We start from the raw sequence: 18,112 nt of genomic DNA on the forward strand, positions 1-18,112 counted from the left end.
GTGATAGTAGGGTGAAGAGTCTGCGCTTATCAAGCAAAGCTTGATGCTGGCTCTGGTAGAAAATTGTTCCCGACATTGTCTGCATTCCCCACATCCTTGTGAGTCTACGACAATTATTCCCGACATTGTCTGCATTCCCCGCATCCTTGTGGGTCTACGACAATTATTCCCGGCATTGTTACATTCCTCACATCCTTGTGGGTCTACGACAATTATTTCCGACATTGTCTGCATTCCCCACATCCTTGTGGGTCTACGACAATTATTCCCGACATTGTCTGCATTCCCCACATCCTTGTGGGTCAACGCGGAGGGTGGTGACCTATATGGATATAGGAAGTGTCATTTATGCAGGATGCAGATTGGAGGGCCGAAACAGACCATGACAGACGCTATTCTCTGTTTTTGATCTTGAAGTGATATCTTTTGTTTTGTGCAATTTAAAATTGATATTTTAATACAATATTATGAGTGTTAAGTGCGGGATTATGATCATAGTTATTCCAGTTTGACATATGTTCAAATTGATAACCTATGGTCCAATTTTTGGTTGCATGAAACATGACATTTGCGCCGAGAATAAACTGAAAATGACCACCATAATCCTTTGTAGAGACATCATTTTCACCGAAAACTGTTTTGGTTAAATAAATGCCGCCACCCACAATTGCAAAAGAGAATGAGCTTACATTGATCCCGGGGGTTAAATATAGGCTGAAGCGTTCACCCCTTTCATCATCCACAGATATTTGTCCAATACGTGCACCTGCACCTAGAAAATAACGATTGGACTCTGAACGCATAAAGATATTTTGGTACTCAATATCATAAGTATATATGGTTTTGTTTTGAGTACTTGTCGGTTCACCGTAAATTAATCCAATACTATTATTGTTAAAATCAGAGGCGCTGACGGCTGTGAACATTGAAGGGATAATGCATGAACAACATAATACTAAATATCTGTACATCATTTTGACCTTAATAATCATGTATCAAATCACTCATAACTTCTGAGTGAGTTATTGATTTAAGATTGAGGCATTAAGGTGATTGACTATTTAACAACCTTAAGAGGTTAAGTGTCGTTCGTTTAATGTTCAATCTATAGGTTATTTATAGTACAAAATGATTACAATTGCTTTTTTGATAATGTTTTTTATAGTCAAAAAGAATGTGTTTTGTGCTTTATTGTGAATAAGCAATTGAAAATAAGGTATAAGGGTTTTTTAGAAAAGAAGTGAATTTTTTATTTATGAATAGAATAAAATATGAAGAAAAGATCATCAAGAAAAGATCATCAAGAAAAGATTATTTTAGAGTTGTGATTTTGAAGAGAGGGCATATTAGAAGAAAAGTTGCCTATGACATTATTGATAATGGTTAAGCCAATTTGATAATTTAGAGCATGAAGAAGGCAGTTGAACTTCTGCTTTAGAAGAAGGTTATTCATGAGTGGATAGTTAAATGACTAGTGCCTTATTATTTGAGAATAACTTTCGAACTCGAATTAAGTCTTCTTGGGTATCGATACCATGTATTGGTGGTGAACTGATTTCGGTCACTTGTATTTTTATGCCAAAAAATAGTGCTCTTAATTGTTCTAGCCTTTCGTAGTGCTCTAATGAGCAACTTGGCAAAATATGTAATTTTTTGATTGTTTCGGCACGATAGGCATATACCCCTATATGACGTTTAAAGGGAGTTTGTATATTTTGAAAATCGCTTAAATTGATCCCTTCTCGAGGGAAAGGAAGTAGGGCTCGTGAAAAATAAATCGCGTTTTGGTGTTCATCACATATGACTTTTACACAGTTAGGATCTTGTGCTTCTTTTAGCGATTCAAATGTTGTACTGAGAGTTGCCATACCTGCAAGAGGTTGGTTTAATAAGCTGCTTGCTACAAGTTGCAGGGCTTTTGCTGGAATTAAAGGTTCATCGCCTTGGAGGTTAACAATAACGGTATCATTATCCCATTTCATTTTTGTGACCACTTCTGCAATTCTGTCTGTTCCTGAAGGATGACTACTTGATGTCATAACAACTTGAGCATTAAAATGTTCTGCTTGCGTTTTGATCTGTAAGCTATCGGTTGCAATAAAAATATTGTGTGGGGGAATCCCTGTTTCAAGGGCTCTTTGATAAACATGCCAGATGAGTGGTTTACCCTCAATAGAGGCTAAGGCTTTTCCTGGCAATCGAGTGGATGTCATGCGTGTAGGAATAACAATTTTATAGTGCATAAATGCGTACCTTAGGATCGATTAATTTTTTGTGAGAATTTATAAAGCTGCTTTTTGATGAGATCGGTAAAGAACAACCTAGGCTTAACGTACAGCTTTCGACATTTTCGCCAAAAATACCGTTTAATGATCATATCCTGCTGCCAGTGAAATAAACCAGGATAAGCTTGGAGTGGCCAATTATAGTGATGTTGTAGCGATTTAATCCAAGACTGATAAAATTGATTTAATGAAGCAGGTTGATGGGGACTAATTGAAGTATTATTCTCATTCATTAATCTTTGTATTTTTGTCTGTAATAGGGTTTCATTTGATTTACGTTGTCGATGATATTTATGTGTTAATGGGCGAGGGTGCCATCGATGAATAAAAAAATTAAATTTAAATAGGTGTTCTAAAGTATATTGAGTTAAATAACGCCTAAAGCCTTCATAGTTAGCCGGATGAATAGTTTTTTTATCATGACAGAAGTCAATTGGCAGCTTGCCTTTTTGGTAATGTAACGTTAATCGGCAAATTAACTCTAAGTCTTCTCCTCCGTGACCGATAAAAGTTTCATCAAACCCTTTCAGTTGTATAAACCACTTTCTATTGATGAGTAAGCAACTGGTGACTAATGCAATACTTTCGATAATGTCATTGTTTCCTTTCATAAAAGAATCAAGGCACACTATTTGTGTTTGCTTATTTAAATTGATCTGGTTGTTGAATGGGGACTCTCGAGCTAAATAAAAACAAGGATACATTTCAAAGGCTTTGATATTAATGCTCATTAATGTGTTTGCAATAGAGACTAATTGATTAAGTAATGTGTCTGGTACTATTAAATCAACATCAATGAAGAAGATATAATCACTTTTTGAAAAATTAACAGCCTGATTTCTTGCTATGGCTGGAGAATAAACCTTGTGAGTAAAAGGAGAATGAATATAAATTATATTATCTGCACAGGGAATATTTTGTGTTGGCTTATGACTGGAGTCGAATACAATAATATCTGTTTCAGGTATATGAATGAGGGTATTGATAACGCTAAGTAGTCTCGTGCTATCTTTTTCAAATGAACGTCGAGCATAAGGGATGATGAATGAAATTTTCATTTTAGGGTGATCCTTTACCTTAAAATAATGAATGAAGCATTAGCTCGATGACTGTTAGCAGATTTAAAAAAATATTGAGACCACATCAGCTGATGGACAGTCAGGTCAATCATTCAGCTTAGTCTCAACCATATTTTTAGGAGTGAGTTTTGTCTTAAAGTTAACAATGTCCTGAAGTTAAGCTGCAAAACTCGATTTATCAATTTGTGAACTCAATGCACCGTTTGTTCCTAATACGGCATTAACAATACGCTCACTTGTATGCCCATCGCCATAAGGGTTAATAGCATGGCTCATGACCTGATAGGCAAAATCGTCATCCAATAATCGAATAGTTTCTTCTACAATAGTTTTATCACAAGTACCCACTAAACGTACTGTCCCGGCTTTTACTGCTGCGGGTCGTTCGGTGGTATCGCGCATACATAATACAGGGATCCCAAGGGTTGGCGCTTCTTCTTGTATACCGCCTGAGTCGGTTAAAATTAGATAACTTTGCTTCATTAAGTACACAAAAGGCAAGTAATCTTGAGGTTCAATGAGAAAAACATTTTGAAAACCTGAAAGGTTTCTTTTTACCGGTTCTTGTACATTTGGATTGAGGTGCACGGGGTACACAATTTGTACATCATCACGGGTAGCGAGAATAGAGAGTGCTTTGCAAATACGCTCAAAACCTTCACCATGATTTTCGCGTCTATGACCTGTGACTAAAATGAGTTTTTTATCGGCCTGTAAGAAAGGGAAGAGTTTAGAGAGAGTATCTTGTACTATTTGATTATTATCAATATGTTGATTGATATCGATCAGTGCATCAATAACGGAGTTTCCAGTCACAAAAATGCTGTCAGGGGTTATATTTTCTAAAATTAAATTCTTAAGTGAGCCAACTGTCGGAGTATAGTGTTGATCTGCAATACTCCCTGTGAGCATGCGCATACCTTCTTCTGGCCAAGGTGAGTAAATATTACCCGTACGCAATCCGGCTTCAACATGTCCTACAGCCACTTTATGATAATAGGCTGATAATGTACTGGCAAAGGAGGTTGCAGTATCGCCGTGAACTAAGATCCTATCCGGTTTAAAATCGGCAAAAATAGGTTTAAGTCCATGCAAAATGGCAGTGGTGACATCGGTGAGATCTTGACCTGGTTTCATAATGTTTAAATCATAATCAGGTACAATATCAAATAATGCTAATACTTGATCTAACATTTCCCTGTGCTGTCCTGTTACACAGACTTTGATATCAACATCTTCTCTTGTTTTGAATGTTTTAACAATGGGGGCCATTTTAATGGCTTCAGGACGTGTACCAAAAACCATTAAGATCCGTTTTACGGTTATCATGTTAATCTCCTTATGTATTAAACCAAATTGATTAATTCATCGATTGGGTATTTAGATAAAACCAATATCCATCTGAATTTGCGCTAACCTGTGCTGCCATGTGTGTTGGTCGAGCACAATTTCTTGGATGATCTTTGCATCTTTTTGTCTTTTGCTATCGTCTTTTAAGTAGTCTTGATAAAGGTCGATCACTGAATCGTTATGTTGTATTTGCACTATGTGTGAGCCAAAGATATTTTCTATGGCATAAGAGGGTGTACTGAGCATGGGACTCGCGCAGGCTGCTAATTCAAATACTCGTCTTGATAGCATGGTGTGGGAATGCTGGACAGTATTAAAATTAATGTATAACTGATATTGATTGTATAGAGAATATATGGCTTTTTCAGACACCGCTGGACGACAGTTATTAATGAGAGATTGAGGAAAATGGCATGATTGTGAAGGTGTCCAAAAACGGTCATATATGACTAAGTTATGTGGCTTCAATGCCTGTAATATATCTTGCTGTTCTTTGCTTCTTTTGGGCAATTCTTTACCATAGAAGCCTCCTAAAAAAGCAATACTAGACAGTCGTTTATGCCGAGGATTACCGCAGTGCAATTTTGGTTGAGCTGCAAACATTAACGTATTAATTGCATCGAATTGATGATTTAGTGCTTTGTATTTAGCAATGCAATTAGCATCGGTGGTATAAATAGTATTAAAACATATTGCTGCTTGAGCAAAACGCTCAAAGTGAATGGGATCTTCTTTATTCCAAAAAATAGTGGGTATGGATTTTTTGCGACAATAGTGTGTCAGCTTTTTTAAACTGGTATTGTCACTGCTGTTTAAGTCGACAATTTTATTTTGCCAAGAGCGATTAAAGCCTCGCCATGCAGACTCTACAAAGAGTAAGTCAGGTTTATGTAGATTAATACACCAACGCCAATTGAATGGTGTTAAATGAATTAACTGTGCTTCTTCTTGAAGGCCTAAGCAAGTTGCTTCATCGACAATAACAGCAATTTTTAGTTTTTTTCTCATCCGTTTTGTACTGTGCCTATATCGCTAAGACCACTGCTGCAGACATGGTAATTTGAAAAATGATTTGAGTAATATCTTTTGCTAGCTGAAAGCCTTTTTCATCAGGTTTTGAGATAACAAATATCTCATCCCCAGGTCCAATGATCTGTACTTCAGACAACTGGTCATTCGCACTAACAAAGCTGCCATTAGGTTTCATTACCAGAATGTTCATATCATCGAGATCGGTATTGGTGCCGCCTGCTTTATTGATAAAATCTTCTATATCCAGTTTGGGGTTATAAGCAATGGCGGTAGGAAACATGACTTCACCATGGATCATGACTAAATTTCGTTTTGCTGGAATAACGATGCGATCCCCTTGTTGTAAAATAATTTTATTAAACTCAGTTTTATTCGCGAGTAGGACTTGACCTTTGGGTTCAACTTGACGTGCTTTTTCGATCCATTTGAGAATGGTTTCAGCTTCTGCTTGTCTCAGTTTTGCTGCCTCAGTAGTATCAGAGCGTTTTGTGAGAACGTTTTGTTCAAGTGCCGACAATGAAGCTTGCAACATGTCATGTTGCCTTTTGGCAACAGAGTGACGGTAGAGCTGTACTGCTTCTTGATTGGAAAGTGAGGTAAATTGGGTTTGAGCCAGAAGATCTGCCAGACTTGAGCCCCATGGTAGTACCATTTCTTGAGCTGAGTTATGTTCGCCAATTAAATCAATACTGATACTACTCGGTCTTAATTGGGAGCTCACTTTAATCAATGCCCCTGCAGGTACTTTTATATACTTAGCTTGTGATAATGTATATTGTTTTGCATTGATGGGTCGATTACCTGGGTTATTTGAATCAGCCACAATCAGTTGGGAGGGCGACAGCGAGCGAGCTGGCTCAGCTGCAATCACAGTGACATGAGTTGCTTGTTCATCGACCACGACAGCGCTAAGTATGTCTTTTAGCATTGAATTTGTGGCTAACTCGTATTGCCCACTAAAGCCCACATGACCTTCTATGGTGACTTCACCTTGTTTCGGACCAATAAAAATGACATCCCCATCTTGAAATTGCATTGAGGGGATAGTGCCCAGCTGTAAGAATGCATATAAGTCGATTTGTTTAATTGTTTTATTATGACGTTTGAGTTGAATATTACGAAAACTGCCAATGTCGTTTCGAATGCCCCCAGCTTGATCGATAAAACGTAACACGCTATCTGCACTTTGCCCTTGATAAAGTCCCGGCTTATTGACCATGCCAGATAGAAAGACTTTGACTTGCTGGCTTGACATCAAAGAAGCATAGACCTCGACATTGGCTTTATAGACGCGTTTGACGCTATTAAGAATGACTCGATTAAGGTTGGCGTTTGTCACCCCCAGTACTTTAATCGGGCCCACTTTGGGAATAAAAATATTGCCTTGGGGATCGATGGTAACTTCAGCTTGATAATCAATGGCTCCCCATGCTTGTATCAGTATATTGTCACCTTGGGTCAGTTGGTAATTGGGATCGACAGCAGAAAATGAATATTGACTAAACCCCCCGCTAAATAACCAATTACCGTAACGTTGTTGTTGATGAGTGTCATAAATGCTTGTTGTTTTCTCGGTGGTCACATCTTGCTGTAAAGCAACAGATGCCAGTATTGAGTAGCTAGTACAAAGTCCTATGATGATAATGAGTTGAATTAATGGCTTCATTCTCTGTGCTCCTTAACAATGGCGATGATCAGCCTTCCAATTAGGTAAATCAGTAATAGCACGACAAACCAAGTGATGATGTTATAAAGGCGTTTAGGGTAAAGGTTGTCTTCGGCGATGCGAGGCTGCTCTACTACAAGTAAGTGCTTTAACTTTTTGAAGGCTTCACTACGAATTTTTTCTAAACTGGCTAAAGAAGATTGATACAGATCAGTTGCCAGTTGAGTGTTAAGTTCAATTTCTTTAAAAGTGAGGTTCACTTTATTAAGCGAAGGTTGATTAGGTTGAATGAGTTTCTGTTTTTCTTGGGCGAGTTGTTGCTCTAAGGCTTCTATTTGATATTGCTTTGCGACAATTTCACTGGCATCACTGCGCATATACGCACTGAGTGATTTTAGTTCAGCTTGTTGGGTCATAATTTGTGAGGCGAGTTGATTCATGGCAGTCACTAATGCACTACTTTGTTGTTCAGGATTAAAAAGTTTGGCTTTATCTTGAAAGTCGATGAGTTTCATTTGCTCTTTTTTGAGTAGTTCATAGGCTCTATTGACTTCTTCTTCAGCATATTGCATTTGCTGTTTGGCCATTTTCTCACCCAGTTGGTTAATGAATTGCTCACTAATAATGAGTAAAGTTTGGGTTAATTTGAGTGCATAATCAGGGGTATAACCTTGTATTTCTACGGTTAGAATTTCAGATAATTCATCATAGTTGACTGATAGGTGTTTTTGGTAATATTGAATAAAGTCTTCTTTACTACTGTCTTGCTGTAAACGGCTTAGCTTGTCCCATTTATTATTTTGATAATGTGATTGAAGTTGTAATTTATCATCGAGTGCTATAGCCATTTCAGGAGAGCGAATATATTCTTTCAATATTAATGCATCTCGCATACTGGGGGAGGTGTTGCCCAGTGATGCCAGTCCCAATAAAGGGGGTTCATTGGTGCTGCTTTGCTTAACAATAAACTGAGTTTGACTAACGTAACGGGGCGATGCAATGAGGCTGAAATAAAGGATCACAGCCATGGACGCAACAATGACCAGCGCAAAAGAGCCTAGTTTTGCCCAAGTTCGGTACAAGGTTTTACGAGTGGTAATGTAGGCTTTTGAGTCGGCTAAAAATAATTTAGGATCGCGGCGTAATTTTCTTAATTTTCTCTCAGTAGGGCTGAGTGAAATTGGGGGGCCGTGCTTCTCTTTAGGTGAAATTGTTCGTTGATTATTTGGCATAAGTTAATTGATACTCTTTAATGGCCTCGCTGAGGGTGTCAAAATAAATTAATTTATGATGTTTAATGACTAAACCCGCTTGGCAGTGCTGTTTAAGTTCAGATAAGGAGTGATTCACCATAATGAGTTTGGTTTGAGCATATTTTTTGGCAAGTAATGCTTCACTCTTTTTTTTAAAATTAGCATCACCGACAGCCCCTAATTCATCGATGAGCAATATATCGAAATCAAAATCAAATGCCATGGTGAGACCAAAGGTGATCCTAGATCGCATACCACTTGAATAATGTTTAACGGGTTCATCAAAAAACTGGCCAATTTCAGCAAATTCTTCAACCTTATTTTCAATCGGGCGCGTGTTTTTATACCCATGAATACGGGCAACGAAACGGACATTTTCTCTCGCGCTCATTGAGCCTTGCAATCCACCTTGTAAACCTAAAGGCCAAGAAATATTCAGTGGCGAATGAATCGTTCCCGTATTTGGGTTATCGGCACCGCCTAAAAGACGAATGAGGGTTGATTTCCCCACACCATTGGGGCCAAGGATGGCGATATTTTTGTTGGTCGGTAGGGCTAAGCTGACGTTTTTTAATACATAATGTCGGCCATTTTTAGTACGGAAGTATTTACTTAACTGTTCAAAATATATCATAGACTGATAAACCTATGACGACAGAGGTGAAAAAGGGCCAAGCCAGAGCTAAAGCTAATCAGTGCGCAAAAACTTAAGTAAGACCATTGACCAATTGGGCTAGTATAGGCGCTGAAAAAACTGTCTCTACTGAGTTCTATAGCATGAAAAATAGGATTCCAATCAAATAAGTACCAATATTGAGGCGGGATCATAGTGGCACAAAAAAAAATACCTGAGATAAAAAATAAAGGCAGAGTAATAATGGCTGTTAATTTACTGGCGTCTTTCCAATAGCTTATTGCTGTACATAAAAGTAAGCCTAAACCGGTAGTAAAAATGATGAGTAAGGCTGTTGCGGTTAATAAGCCGAGGAGATCATCGGGCCATGCACTAAAGCCTAGCCACGCCATCACACTAAAAATGAAAAGATACACCAGTAAAAAAGTCGCCAGTTCGATAATAATACGAGTAATAACAGGATCAATTGCTGTGACTTGCCGATAGCTTAAAAGCCCTTTATTCGCATCGATGGCTGCAGCGAGCTGGTTGAGTAATTTTCCAAAGAGTTTAAACGGTAAAATAGCAGTAAATAAAAATAAGGCGACGGGAATATTAGCGACGCTGTTACGGCCAATCAGTGAAAAAATGATGCCCATAATACTGGCCTGAGCGACAGGCTCTATAATGGCCCAAAAATATCCGAGTCGGTTATGACCAAAGCGGGTTTTAATTTCGCGCATGGTTAATGCAAAAACCACATCAAACATAATTTGCAGACTTGTTCTTTTTCTTACTAGGTTAGTGTTAGGTTTTACTGATTGAATAATATAAGGCATGTTAATACACCTTTTGTCGAGCAATCATTGAGAATGGCAAATTAAATGTAATCTTGATTTGTTAATTTCCGATTGCAGTTAAGGGCTTTTTGAGGGGAATTAATTGACTTAGTTTTGTTATTTCAATATTCCATGTTTTATGTTTTTTTATGATCTTAATATCGTGTTTTACTTGAGCCAATATTTCCGCGTGATGGGCCATTAAATACAGTATTTGTTGTTTTAATGACGCCATATTACCGGGTTCACTGTAAAGTACCGATTGTAAATCTGCCAGTTGCTCTTTCAAAGCAGGTAAAGAAGACGTAATTACGGGGACACCATGACTTAATGCTTCTAAGGGTTTAAGTGGCGGCACCATCTGAGTGACATCACAATTAATGCGTGGCACTATGACGCCATGGTATTGAGAGTAATGTTTAGTTAATGCTTGTCGAGAGAGCTTTCCACGATACCGTATATAAGGGTTATCGAGTATGGTAAGGCGTTTTTCAATGTGGTCTTTAAGCGGACCATCTCCCATTATATCCAGCGTGACTTTATGTGTTTTTAATTCGGTTACGGTACGTATTAATGTTTCAAGGCCTTCATAAAACACTAGACTTCCCGCATAGAGTAATTTTAATGTTTGTCCTTTTCGAAAAGCGAGCATGGTATGATTGTTCTGTAATTCTTTTATATCGATACAATTTCGTATTACTAGACTGGGGATGTTGGTATTACTAAGATAGTGCTGCTTCATTCTATCGGTAATAAAGATATTCGCACTGGCATGGTTTAACACTTGGCGTTCCATGATTTCTTCATAACGAAATTGATCGCTATTTTTAAATACAGCGGACTTACTGCCGCCAGTAATATGCCACATGCCTCTTGCTTCATAAATAAAGGGGATGTGGCATTTTCTTGCGGCAAAATAGGCTGCCAGTCCATTAATGTAATTAGATGAAGCTTGCAAGACATCTATTTGTCGCTCATGAATAATGGCTGCTAATTTTTGAGCATATTGCATTGCGTATTTGAGATCGCTATCGACTTTATATTGCCTTGTCCCTGTTAGGCTAATGATCTCGATCCCCTCTATCCATTGGCGACGTTTTTTAGGGAGTTGTTTGTGTTTAGCCAAATCCCAAGGATAACCTAATCGGGTGGCTATAATCACATTGTAGCCGAGTGCTTGATAGGCTTTGGCTTCATGTAATGTTCTATGTGCATAGCCTGCACTGTCATAGGGCAGACTATTGTGTACAACGAACAGGATGTTTCTCGTTGCTGTCTTGTTTTGCAGTGGATAAGAATCAGCATATTTGACAGAGTCATGCCTGAGGCATAGCAAACAATGATTCAATCTGTTGAGGCGTTTAGTATCAACTTTACGCTTATTCTTTATTTTGATAAGGAGTTGATATGCCAGGTTAAGGTGTCCCTGTTGAATGAAAACATTATAATGTTTTAGTATTGATTTTCTTTTTTTAGTTATCAGTATGAGGCCAAAACAATGTAGCTTAGTCAACATGCTTTTTTGCAAGAAGAGTATTTTTTTTAAATGGCGCATGATATTAATGCCTCAGAGTTAATGTTAATTTTATTATCTAAATTTAAATAAATATCATGTACACTTGACGCTAATATGGCCCAATCTCGATGCTCTATGACCCACTTTCGGCTGCTGACTTTAAGTGTTTCACGTAAGGCTGTATTACTAACGGTATTGGCAAGTTTATCGGCAAGATCATCGGCATCATCCTTTTTATGCACAAAGCCATTCTCGCCTTCATGAATAAACTCTGCAATGGCTTGCACTGAAGAGCCGATAATGACCTTTCCCATGGCCATGGCTTCAAAAGGTTTTAAGGGAGAGACAAGTTCGCACACAGGTAAGCCCCGTCGAGGAAAGGGACAAATATCAATAATAGAGTAGTAATCGGGCACTCGATTATGGGGGACTCGACCCGTGAATATAAAATACTCATCAAGCTGGGCCTCGCTGACTTGTTGTTTTAATTCAGGTAATGCTGCGCCATCACCTATTATTAATACGGTAAACATTGCAAGGTTATTGCTAACCATAATTTTAATGGATTCAACGAGTAAATCGAGTCCTTCATAATCAACAATTGAGCCTACATAGCCGATGACAATGTTATTTACAGGAATATTCAATTGCATCTTTAATTCGGTATTCACTGGCAAAGGTGCGAAGGTTTGAGTATCGACACCATTTGGAATGACATGAATTTTTTCTGCGGGAATGTCACGAGAAATAAGCTCATTTTTAAGTGCTTGGGTTATGGTAATAATGCTATCGGCCTCTTGGCAAGCAAGGTTTTCTAAATATTGATAAGCCTCAAACTCTATTGAGTTATTCCATTCTGGTTCACGGGAAATACGAGTGATTTCCCATAATCCTCTGACTTCAAATAGGCTTTTTAGACCTAGTTCTCGAGCCGCTAAAACTGCAGCAATGCCATTAATGTGGTTTGATGCGGCGTGTATGAGGCTGGTTTGATTTTCGATGAGCTTATGCTTAATGGCATTTTTATAATGAGTTAAATATTCATTGATGGGAACAAAATTTAACCCTGGCCCGTCCAATAATCTATGATAAACGACACCTTTATAATCGTCTTTATGTAGAGGTTGTTGATTCTTAAATTGTTTCAAATCATAAGGGTAACCCAATCTTGTCATGACATAAGGATTGATCCCTAGATTGATTAAGTTTGAAATAATCCCATGAGAACGGGTAGCATAACCGCCAGAGTGGGTGGGTAAGCTGTTATACAATAAATAAGTAACATTGTGATTAAAGTCTTGTTTAATGGCAGTGCTACTTGGGAGTGTTAAACCATTATTTGCAATGTTGATCAGTGCTTGCCAATGGAGCGCTTTGGGGTGCTGTGTATCAAGCTGGTGGCATAAGGTGGCTGCCGTGGTTAAATTACCTTTTCGAGCATAATATTCAATGGCTCGTTTGGTCACATTTGGATATTTTTCAGCCCACGATTTATTAAAAAAACTCAGGGGGTTTGCCATGATATTATCATAACCGGAATTTATTTCATGAATAAAAGGCAGCTGAATATCTGGTTCACTATTGGTTTCAATAGCCGTGATAACATAGCGTTCAGCAATGACTTTTTCTTGTTTTAATTTTAATAAAGGAGTGTATAGAGGAAGTAATTCATTATATTGTTCTTGACTCCAAAGGTTGGCACAAATTTTTCGTAAGATATTATATAGGGATTTGTTGATGCCATGTTTAATTAAAGACTTTGAAATCATAATTATATTTAATGAGGAAAAATTAATTCTAATGATTTTTTCTAAAAATTGATCTTCACAATAGGGGATAATGGTAATAATTATTGATGTTACTTGAAACTCTCCTTTGGCATGTTTTATGGTATGAGTAATGATTTCATTTAATTTTGTTCTTTCTAAATTTTTTATTCTATTTTCTATATGTTTTTTTAACTTGTTGTCATTTAGGCTTGCACTAGCCAATAATCCATAAGGTAAAGCAAGGTGAATGTGTTTTTTCACTGTTGCTATATATATTGTTTTGGCTAAAATAATTCCATTGCTATTGTTGGTTATAAATTCTAAGGAGTAAACATCTAATACTGTATTTATATCATTGTTTTTTAAATATGTAATAAAGCTTGCTACAGAAGGTTTAGCCCCTTTATGATTAATAATATCTTTTATTTTTTCATTGTCACCATCTAATTTTATATATTCCTTTCCATACCTCTCAATGAGGAATGGTTTCTCCTTATTTATTACTATTAATGAATGGTATAAGTCAATTTTGTGCCATTTTTTTTCCTTTACTTTTTTCAATCCAAATCTTTCAGCATCTAAATAAAACATCGTTAATAGTTTTATTTGGAATTTTACTTTTTTATACCCTAAGAATTTATGTTTAATTTGTACATTGTTTTTTTTCATTTCTATTCCATCAATGTTTCACTTATGGATATTATAAATGCTGCATTTTTACATGAGTCCTTAATAGATAAACTTTCTTTATTAATGTCTTTTAGTGCATTGTTATAGCTTTCTTTAGAAAATTTTGAACAGTATTTCTCTATTGTTTTAACTGATTTTAATTCTTGTTCAATAAAACTTCTCATTCGATTTTGAGGTTCTAATTTATTTTTTATATCCTTTTTATTTGAATTTATATTGTCACTCTCATAAAAAATGACATTGTCAATGTTGGGGGTAATCATATCGATATGATTTTTTGCTTGTTGTATTGCAGCCTGAGAAATTTCTTTTTTATTTGAATCAAAAGGAATATGGACTAATTTTTCAGAACCAAACATTAAAATAATTGAGATTAAAAAATCATCATCAATACTAGAATCTATTTTCATAGACTTTAAACTATATAATAGTCTAGAGCTTAATGGCATTAAATTTATTTTTCCTATGTCTTTATACCAAGCTCGACCAAAATGGAGCCGATTTCTAAAATGAAAGTAATGTTTATCGAGTCCATAGCAGTCATTCATATGACTATTTGAATCCTTTATTCCTTGTTTAAACTCATCATATAAAAGAGAAAAATTCTCTATACATGAATGTTTTTTTTCATGGTTAACCCAAAATTTGTACAGCTCTTTAGGTGTTCTTTTGAATAAATGACGATGCAGTTCACCTCCGCCTCCATGAAAGTGAAAGTCGGATGTAACACTCATTTTGGTTGGAAAGTAAACAGGCGTATAAACACCTAATGCTCCAGCTTTCCATAAGGTATACTTTTCTTCAGAAGAGATATGGTAAAATTGAGCTTCTCTTTTTTTTTCATTCAATTGAAAATTAAACTCTTTAGCAAGCATTGAGGCTATATTAAAGTCATCTACTGCATTAGGATTTGAAATAAACTTTATTTTTTTTAGGTTAACCTTAGAGGCAAGAATGAGCGCAAGAACTATACGACTATCTCTGCCTCCACTAATATCAATACTAATAATCTCAGAATTATCAACTGCTGTTTTTATAAATGATATCCAAATTGATAGCCATTGATTTATTCTCATTATCCCTTTCTTAGAGTTTGCGTGAATATGTTTGTATGCTGAGTTCGATCTTGTTACTTTAATTTTTTTTGTTTTTTTATCGATTACTATTTTTTGATCTATGCTCAGCATTTTAATTTCATTTGATAAAGTTGAATTAGAGATAAGCTGATTACCATAACTACCAGGTAAGAAGAATGAACAGCATGCCGATAGTGATAGGCTTATTCTAATTTTTTTATTCTTTAAGTGGCTCACTAAATAATGATAAGAATTTGAAATAGCCCAGTAATCATTATATTTATAGTAAAATAATATATCTTGCCCCATAGGGTCAGTGTTGATTTCAATTTTATGTTTACTGTTTTTACATATAATATATCGTCCTTCTGATTCTATAGGTATTTTTCCCCCCGCACGGAAAAATAAATCAATTATTTTTGATGAAGAAATATACATATTGTCAAAGGAAATCCAACCTTTTATAAATGATTGTGTTGAACGGTAATTATCTTTAGATATGATCATTGTTATCTAATCACTATTATATAAGTGGGTTTTTCTATTGTTTTTATTAATATTTTAACTTTTCTGGTGTTTTAATAACTAGAGGTTTGGGGTTATTGTTATATTTACTGAGGAACGGTAGTCTTTGCTACTGGGATATATGCGACAACGAATTGAGTGTACTGCTTGCAAGCTCCCTAATTTGGGAGATTGCCAGCCAAGCACTTCTGGTTCACTTTGACCTGTGAATACTTCAATAATTATATCAATATTATCCATAAATTGCATGGTCATTTGGTTACCTGAAGGCGAGCAAATGATGACTTCATTATGGTTTACTTTGATGGTTTTATCTATTGGTATGTGAAACATGAGGGTGTAAAAGTTGATTGTTCTTTTTAGACCATCTATTGAATCAGAGAGCCTTATATGATTGTATGCAAAAAACTCCACTTTTCTAGAGATTTTTACTCCTTCATGAATGAAACTTTCTCCTTCAACCCATGTTTGATTACTTCTAGTACAGTAGTCGATAATTTTTGATTGCGTAGTGTTATTAATCTTTCTTGACACAATAGCATTTTCTATAAGAGGGACATTATGAGATTTAGCTGATCTTAGATAGTGTCGATATTTGTTTTTTTCATCATACTGATAAATACCACCATCAATTAACCAATCTTCACCCAATGCGTAGATGAGAATATTGAGATCGTCATCATGCCTATGATATGTACTCAAAAACCCACATTTAAAGACAATGTGTGTGTGGTTTTCACTGTTATTTTTTTCTTTTTCTTTAGCTCGATAGACGGCATAGCCACTTTCGGGGAGTACAGTCAAAGGGGCTAAATTACAGGTTAGTTTAGCTGAAGTATTTTGATTAATTTTCTTGAAGAATTGATAGTTAGGATAATGCTCATAGCCTTTAAATGTTGGGATTTTAGTGCCTAAATCCGTATCACCTAAAAGGGGGAGCTGTTTATCGGGTCGCATTAGAATCGCCAGTATTCTTAGCGCTGAATTAACTAGCTTGTCGAGGTGGGAGAATTGCTGTTGTCCTAAACAATCAAAAAATTGTAATGTAAATTGTACTTTTTGAAGCATATCGACTTGATAGCTAGGGCTATTTTCAACATGCATGCCTTCTGATGTAAATGCGATACTGATCTCACTGAGTAATCTGTCAAATGCTAATTTTTGCCAAAAAGAAGCATGTTCAAACTCAGGAAAAGTAATAGATGCTAAGTAAAGAAACAGGCTTTGATCGAACCCATGGTTGGTATGCTTACTGTAAAAGTGATCATCACTGAGTACAATGCAATGGGATTCAATCATATTTAACAGTGCATTAGCACATTCCATTGACATTCCCTTTTCCGTTAATCTTAAATATTCCCAACTATAAATAAGATTTCGCAGCCTTAATGCGGTAGTGTGATCATGCCAAGATAATGTTGAAGGGGGGTTAGTTTTGTAGTTTTTATGGTACCAACTTAGTAGAGTGTCTTTCAGCTTATCATCAAATGCAGTATTACCAGTTATATGGCTGGCCGCCATCAAACTGACAGAAAATATCAGTTGCTGAAATTGCCATTGCCAACTCTTATTGTTGTAAGGATCTTCATTCCAATTTAGCGTTAAGGGAAGTTGTACGTCATTAAAGCGGCTAAATGAATATATTCCTTGTAGTATTTTTTCCCCTTTTTCAGCATTAAATTGAGTGAGACTCGGTTTGAGCATGCTATAGATGCCTTCGTTAGCAGGTTTCTCTATTGCCATCTTTAAAAAGTCATATTTTCTTTTGGGTTTTCTTTGGGTGTAAGGTTTCCAGAATGCTTTTTTATGTTGATTCGATGGCGCTGTACTTATGGTTTCCTGGGTGAGCCACATCGTATTGACAAGCAGAGCATGATGTTGTTTTCCTGATTTATCAAAGGCTATACATCCTTTATTTTCATTGAAGTCCCATTGAGCCACATCAATATATTTGAGTGTTTTTTGATCTAAATGGGTGAGTTTTACAAAATAAATATTGGTTTCGCCTTCGTGCTCAAAGCCTGTGAACCCGCTGCCTATCGCGTTAAATTCAACAGCCTGTTTAGCAAAGCAAGATACTTCTTTATCGTCTATGGTAAATACCCAAATACCAGAGCGGTAGGTGATTATTAATCGAACTAAGCTGCTTTTATCGTATGCAATGCCGCCAATATATTCTCCTCCCAATAATCGGTAATAAATTTTATTTTTAATACATACAAAACCTTGATAGCGGGTTCCTCGTTCACCAAAGAAAAAATTAAAAGTCCCCATTTTACTTAAATCGATAAATTCGATATTTAAAGTCCAAGATGAATCATCAGTGAACTTTATTGTTTGATAACAAGCGAATGAGTCAGGACCTGAAAAGTTTAGTCCTCTACTGGTGTCTCTACTAGCCATAATTAACCTGCGCATA

The 18,112-nt window shown here is 36.4% G+C and carries 13 protein-coding genes; all 13 read right to left on the reverse strand.

What is annotated here, in order from left to right; translation table 11 throughout:
• Positions 1 to 440 precede the first annotated feature (440 nt).
• The 13 genes from Q0976_RS23020 to Q0976_RS23080 all read right to left on the reverse strand — a co-directional run bounded on the left by Q0976_RS23020 (position 441) and on the right by Q0976_RS23080 (position 18,096).
• Positions 441 to 926: an acyloxyacyl hydrolase gene (locus tag Q0976_RS23020; protein ID WP_299496988.1), complete on the reverse strand. Its 486-nt coding sequence runs from the start codon at positions 924 to 926 to the stop codon at positions 441 to 443.
• Positions 927 to 1,463: 537 nt separating this feature from the next.
• Entirely contained in the window at positions 1,464 to 2,243 is a 780-nt protein-coding gene (gene kdsB, locus Q0976_RS23025) for a 3-deoxy-manno-octulosonate cytidylyltransferase (RefSeq protein WP_299496990.1), read from the reverse strand.
• Between the two features lie 11 nt (positions 2,244 to 2,254).
• Positions 2,255 to 3,343 carry a glycosyltransferase gene (locus Q0976_RS23030; protein ID WP_299496992.1) on the reverse strand — a complete coding sequence of 363 codons (1,089 nt, stop codon included), beginning with the start codon at positions 3,341 to 3,343 and terminating at the stop codon, positions 2,255 to 2,257.
• A 177-nt stretch (positions 3,344 to 3,520) separates the two neighbouring features.
• Positions 3,521 to 4,693: a UDP-N-acetylglucosamine 2-epimerase (non-hydrolyzing) gene (gene wecB, locus Q0976_RS23035; protein ID WP_299496995.1), complete on the reverse strand. Its 1,173-nt coding sequence runs from the start codon at positions 4,691 to 4,693 to the stop codon at positions 3,521 to 3,523.
• A gap of 51 nt (positions 4,694 to 4,744) precedes the next feature.
• The gene (locus Q0976_RS23040; protein ID WP_299496998.1) at positions 4,745 to 5,722 is read right to left on the reverse strand and encodes a glycosyltransferase; all 978 of its coding nucleotides are present in this window, start codon (positions 5,720 to 5,722) and stop codon (positions 4,745 to 4,747) included.
• 16 nt (positions 5,723 to 5,738) lie between these two features.
• Entirely contained in the window at positions 5,739 to 7,412 is a 1,674-nt protein-coding gene (locus Q0976_RS23045) for a polysaccharide biosynthesis/export family protein (protein ID WP_299497001.1), read from the reverse strand.
• The gene (locus tag Q0976_RS23050) at positions 7,409 to 8,644 is read right to left on the reverse strand and encodes a lipopolysaccharide biosynthesis protein (RefSeq protein WP_299497004.1); all 1,236 of its coding nucleotides are present in this window, start codon (positions 8,642 to 8,644) and stop codon (positions 7,409 to 7,411) included. Before Q0976_RS23050 ends, Q0976_RS23045 begins: the two co-directional genes overlap by 4 nt.
• The gene (locus Q0976_RS23055) at positions 8,634 to 9,299 is read right to left on the reverse strand and encodes an ABC transporter ATP-binding protein (RefSeq protein WP_299497007.1); all 666 of its coding nucleotides are present in this window, start codon (positions 9,297 to 9,299) and stop codon (positions 8,634 to 8,636) included. Before Q0976_RS23055 ends, Q0976_RS23050 begins: the two co-directional genes overlap by 11 nt.
• The gene (locus Q0976_RS23060; RefSeq protein WP_299497010.1) at positions 9,296 to 10,117 is read right to left on the reverse strand and encodes an ABC transporter permease; all 822 of its coding nucleotides are present in this window, start codon (positions 10,115 to 10,117) and stop codon (positions 9,296 to 9,298) included. Before Q0976_RS23060 ends, Q0976_RS23055 begins: the two co-directional genes overlap by 4 nt.
• 61 nt (positions 10,118 to 10,178) lie before the next feature.
• On the reverse strand, positions 10,179 to 11,453 hold the full coding sequence (locus Q0976_RS23065) for a glycosyltransferase (RefSeq protein WP_299497013.1): 1,275 nt from the start codon (positions 11,451 to 11,453) through the stop codon (positions 10,179 to 10,181).
• Positions 11,454 to 11,659: 206 nt separating this feature from the next.
• Positions 11,660 to 14,071: a glycosyltransferase family 4 protein gene (locus Q0976_RS23070; protein WP_299497016.1), complete on the reverse strand. Its 2,412-nt coding sequence runs from the start codon at positions 14,069 to 14,071 to the stop codon at positions 11,660 to 11,662.
• 2 nt (positions 14,072 to 14,073) lie between these two features.
• Positions 14,074 to 15,675 carry a hypothetical protein gene (locus tag Q0976_RS23075; RefSeq protein ID WP_299497019.1) on the reverse strand — a complete coding sequence of 534 codons (1,602 nt, stop codon included), beginning with the start codon at positions 15,673 to 15,675 and terminating at the stop codon, positions 14,074 to 14,076.
• A gap of 78 nt (positions 15,676 to 15,753) precedes the next feature.
• Positions 15,754 to 18,096: a heparinase II/III family protein gene (locus Q0976_RS23080; protein WP_299497022.1), complete on the reverse strand. Its 2,343-nt coding sequence runs from the start codon at positions 18,094 to 18,096 to the stop codon at positions 15,754 to 15,756.
• Positions 18,097 to 18,112 lie beyond the last annotated feature (16 nt).

Source organism: uncultured Shewanella sp. (assembly GCF_947501665.1).
Lineage (GTDB): Bacteria > Pseudomonadota > Gammaproteobacteria > Enterobacterales > Shewanellaceae > Shewanella.